Genomic DNA, 203 nt, shown 5'->3' on the forward strand with positions numbered 1-203 from the left:
GCAGTCAACCTGTCGCTCAACGGCACCGTGGTGGAAGGCCGCACGGCCACTACCAACCTCCTGGTATTCACCGTCAGCGTCGCCAGCAACGGTTCCGTTACCCTCGACCAGCTCCGCGCCATCGTGCATCCCGACACCAGCAACCCCGATGACGCGAAGACCCTGACCTCCGACAACCTGGTGACCTTGACCGCGACCAAGAC

1 protein-coding gene is annotated in these 203 nt (G+C 63.5%); it reads left to right on the forward strand.

Features of this window, described 5'->3' with window-relative positions:
• Positions 1-203: DUF5801 repeats-in-toxin domain-containing protein (locus CAY82_RS25570; protein WP_256576363.1), on the forward strand; the 203-nt coding region annotated here is incomplete at both ends.

It is taken from the genome of Pseudomonas sp. SID14000, assembly GCF_002165135.1.
Classification (GTDB): domain Bacteria; phylum Pseudomonadota; class Gammaproteobacteria; order Pseudomonadales; family Pseudomonadaceae; genus Aquipseudomonas.